Annotated in this window: 4 protein-coding genes and 1 pseudogene; 4 read left to right on the top strand and 1 reads right to left on the bottom strand. The window is 41.4% G+C overall.

The window, feature by feature from the left end:
* On the bottom strand, positions 1–506 hold a 506-nt coding region (locus SORDD24_RS11850), incomplete at its 3' end, for an HAD-IIB family hydrolase (RefSeq protein ID WP_231082745.1).
* Positions 507–693: 187 nt separating this feature from the next.
* Here SORDD24_RS11850 and SORDD24_RS09325 point away from each other — a divergent pair.
* The 4 genes and pseudogenes from SORDD24_RS09325 to SORDD24_RS11010 form a co-directional block, all read left to right on the top strand.
* Positions 694–2,112, top strand: coding sequence for an NCS2 family permease (locus tag SORDD24_RS09325; RefSeq protein WP_061409807.1), 1,419 nt, complete (start codon positions 694–696; stop codon positions 2,110–2,112).
* Positions 2,113–2,165: 53 nt separating this feature from the next.
* Positions 2,166–2,867, top strand: coding sequence for a CPBP family intramembrane glutamic endopeptidase (locus SORDD24_RS09320; protein ID WP_000660806.1), 702 nt, complete (start codon positions 2,166–2,168; stop codon positions 2,865–2,867).
* Between the two features lie 81 nt (positions 2,868–2,948).
* The gene (folP, locus tag SORDD24_RS09315) at positions 2,949–3,929 is read left to right on the top strand and encodes a dihydropteroate synthase (RefSeq protein ID WP_061409805.1); all 981 of its coding nucleotides are present in this window, start codon (positions 2,949–2,951) and stop codon (positions 3,927–3,929) included.
* A gap of 1 nt (position 3,930) precedes the next feature.
* Positions 3,931–4,288, top strand: a pseudogene (locus SORDD24_RS11010) (bifunctional folylpolyglutamate synthase/dihydrofolate synthase); the annotation flags it as partial.

The following is a 4,288-nucleotide window of genomic DNA, read 5'->3' as shown; positions in this document are numbered from 1 at the left end:
TTCATCTCGTCTGCTAGAGCGTATTTGTCCTCGGCTCTTGTTTGCAAGAGGATGCAGTTTGGGTCCTTGGTCACCAGTTCAGGCTTGAATTGATTTTCGGGTTGGAAATTTTCCACACCAAATAATTTTGGATCTGCGATTTCTTCATTAGGAGCTGTGATGTAGAATTTCTTACGGTATTCTCCAGCAATAAAGTCAGCTTGGATATCCTCTTTGCGTTGGACCATGTCCAAGAGGTATTTTTTGTCCAAGGTCAAGCACTTTTCATGCGCCCAAGTCTGTCCGGGTAGATGAGTGAGGGAACCATTAAAGTTAATCATGGGAGTATGCAACTCTAGTTCACGGTAGAAGTTCTTTGCCATGCGGTAAGGACGGCCTGTCGTGATGACAACATGGTGCCCCTTTTCAGTAATTTTTTTGATTGTCTTTTTGGTAAAATCGGAGAGCTTGCTTTCATCATTGAGCAAGGTTCCGTCCAAATCGACTGCAATAATTTTTTTAGTCATATAAACCTTCCTAGTAGATTCCAGATAAGATGTCTACTATTATATCAAAAAGAAAGAAGAAAAACAGACTCAAAACAAAAAATGAAAATTCCATTTTGTTAAATAATTCAAACAAACATATTGAAAAGGTGAATGATAAATGATATAATACTCATATTGTTCGTAAAAAAACAAAAGGAGATTAAAGATGGACAAACTATTTAAACTAAAAGAGCACGGGACAGATGTCCGTACAGAGGTGCTTGCTGGTTTAACAACATTCTTTGCAATGAGTTATATTCTCTTTGTAAACCCTCAAATGCTTTCCCAAACGGGTATGCCTGTTCAAGGTGTGTTCTTAGCAACGATTATCGGTTCTGTAGTCGGTACCTTGATGATGGCTTTCTATGCTAATTTGCCGTACGCACAAGCACCAGGTATGGGACTAAATGCCTTCTTCACCTTTACAGTTGTATTTGGAATGGGCTATTCTTGGAAAGAAGCTCTTGGTATGGTCTTCATCTGTGGAATTATTTCACTGATTATTACCTTGACAAATGTTCGTAAAATGATTATCGAATCTATTCCTACAACACTTCGTTCAGCTATTTCGGCTGGTATTGGTGTTTTCCTTGCCTATGTTGGGATTAAGAATGCCGGTCTCTTGAAATTCTCAATCGATCCAGGTACTTATACGGTAGCAGGCGAAGGAGCAGACAAGGCTCAAGCTGCACTTACAGCAAATTCAGCAGCCGTTCCAGGCTTGGTAGACTTCAATACTCCAGCAGTATTGGTGGCTCTTGCAGGTCTGGCTATTACCATCTTCTTTGTTGTTAAAGGCATCAAAGGTGGAATCATTCTTTCTATTTTAACAACGACTGTCCTTGCTATTGCTGTGGGTGTTGTGAATTTGTCAGGGATTGACTTTGCTAGCAACAATCTTTCATCAGCGATTAATGATCTAGGAACTTTGTTTGGTGCAGCTCTTGGTTCAGAAGGTTTAGGATCTTTGATTTCAAACACTTCGCGTTTACCAGAAACCTTGATGGCTATTCTTGCCTTCTCACTAACGGATATTTTTGATACAATCGGTACTCTTATCGGTACTGGTGAAAAAGTTGGTATCGTTGCGACAAGTGGAGAAAACCATGAGTCCGCTAAATTGGACAAGGCTCTATACTCTGATTTGGTAGCAACTTCGGTAGGTGCCATTGCAGGTACTTCAAACGTAACAACTTATATTGAGTCAGCAGCAGGTATTGGTGCTGGTGGACGTACAGGTTTGACAGCTCTAGTAGTTGCTATCTGTTTCGCCCTATCTAGCTTCTTTAGCCCACTTCTTGCTATTGTTCCTTCAGCAGCAACAGCACCAATTTTGATTATCGTCGGAATTATGATGCTGTCTAATCTTAAAAATATTCCTTGGGATGATATGTCAGAAGCAGTTCCTGCCTTCTTTACTTCTATCTTTATGGGATTCAGCTACTCAATTACTCAAGGGATCGCAGTTGGTTTCTTGACATACACCTTGACAAAACTTGTCAAAGGTCAAGCCAAGGATGTGCACGTGATGATTTGGATTTTGGATGCCTTGTTTATCCTTAACTATATCAGTATGGCACTATAAATGGTATAATAGAAAAAGGGGAATTTCCCCTTTTTATTATAAGGAGGTACAAGATGAAAGAAAAGACAATTTGGCAAGAGATTTTGAACAGAGGGATGTGGGTCCTCATCCTTTTAGTGGCTTTAATTCTAGCGCAAGTTCCTTTAGGGCTATCTTTTTGGTTAGCTTCTAATCAATTTCCACTTTTACAATCAGGGCTCTTAGTCGGTGCCCTATCCATTGTTATTTTGACTGTCTTTATTTTAGGTGCTCGAAAAACACAACTTGCCACTTTTAATCTGTCCTTTTTTAAGGCCAAAGACTTGGCTCGCTTGGTGTTGAGTTACCTAGTGATTTTTGCTAACAATTTGTTTGGTGCAGCTTTGCTTCGCATGACGAATGAAACGACAACGAGCAATCAATCAACTATTAACAGTCTGGTTGAAAATAGTTCCTTGATTGCCACTTTTTTCATGCTAGTCTTGATTGCGCCGATTTGTGAGGAAATTTTGTGTCGTGGGATTATTCCTAAAAAAATCTTCCGAGGTAAGGAAAAACTTGGCTTTGTTGTTGGGGCAATTGTCTTTGCCTTACTCCATACTCCAACCAATCTGCCTTCTGTGATTATTTATGGTGGGATGTCAACAGTTCTAACTTGGACAGCCTATAAGACAGAACGTTTAGAGATGTCCATCCTGCTTCATATGATTCTCAATGGTGTAGCATTTTGTTTGATAGCTATATTGGTATTGATTAGTAGAAATCTGGGCCTATAAATCTAGACCTTTGGCCTACTTGGAAAAGATGAATACTAACGTGTCCATCTTTTTCTTTTTATGGTAAAATAGAGGGATAATATGGTAGAGAACCTTAAGGGAGTAACCGTTATGTCCAATAAAGTCAACCACGGAAAAACAGCTATTTGTGGAATTATCAATGTAACACCAGATTCTTTTTCGGATGGTGGTCAGTTTTTTGCTCTTGAGCAGGCACTCCAGCAGGCTCGTAAATTGATAGCAGAAGGAGCGAGCATGCTAGATATCGGTGGAGAATCGACTCGTCCTGGAAGTAGCTGTAGCTATGTTGAGATAGAAGAAGAGATCCAACGTGTTGTTCCAGTTATCAAAGCTATTCGCAAGGAAAGTGATGTCCTCATTTCCATCGATACTTGGAAAAGTCAGGTAGCAGAGGCTGCTTTGGAAGCTGGTGCCAATCTTGTCAATGATATCACTGGACTCATGGGAGATGAGAAAATGGCTCAGGTGGTTGCCAAAGCGGGAGCGCAAGTGGTCATCATGTTTAATCCAGTCATGGCTCGACCTCAACACCCTAGTTCGCTCATATTTCCTCGTTTTGGCTTTGGGGAACCTTTTACAAATGAAGACTTGGCGGACTTTGAACAACTACCAGTAGAAGAATTGATGACAGCTTTCTTTGAACGAGCTTTGGCGAGAGCGGATCAAGCTGGGATTGCAAAAGATAAGATCATGTTGGATCTGGGGATTGGCTTTGGCCTGACCAAAAAGGAAAATCTACTCCTTCTACGGGATCTAGATAAACTACACCAGCAAGGCTATCCGATTTTTCTTGGAGTTTCGCGTAAGCGGTTTGTCATTAATATCCTGGAGGAAAATGGCTTTGAAGTCAATCCTGAAACGGAAGTCGGTTTCCGCAATCGGGACACAGCTTCGGCTCATGTAACCAGTATCGCTGCGAGACAGGGTGTGGAAGTGGTGCGCGTGCATGATGTAGCCAGTCACAGGATGGCGGTTGAAATTGCGTCAGCCATTCGTTTGGCAGATGATGCAGAAAATCTAGATTTAAAACAATATAAGTAAGATGAACGAAATTCAAAACAATCAGTGGATTGCCCATTACCGGACGGACCAACCACATTTTGGTTTGGAACGAATGGTGGAACTCCTAGCTCTGCGAGGCAATCCCCATCTCAAACTTAAGGTCATCCATATTGGAGGGACCAATGGCAAGGGCTCGACCATTGCTTTTTTGAAAAATATGCTCGTAAAGCTAGGTCTGAGAGTAGGTGTGTTCAGTTCGCCCTATCTCATTCATTACACAGACCAGATTAGCATCAATGGGGAATCCATCCCAGAAGCGAGACTAGAAGCCCTCATGGCAGACTATCAGTCGTTGCTTGAGGGGGAATCTGCTACCAATTTGCAGGGGACAACCGAAT

The organism is Streptococcus oralis (genome assembly GCF_001579175.1).
In the GTDB taxonomy this organism is placed as follows: Bacteria; Bacillota; Bacilli; order Lactobacillales; family Streptococcaceae; genus Streptococcus; species Streptococcus oralis_O.
The sequence above is the reverse complement of the archived record's forward strand: the minus strand, read 5'-3'. Positions and strand labels throughout refer to the sequence as shown.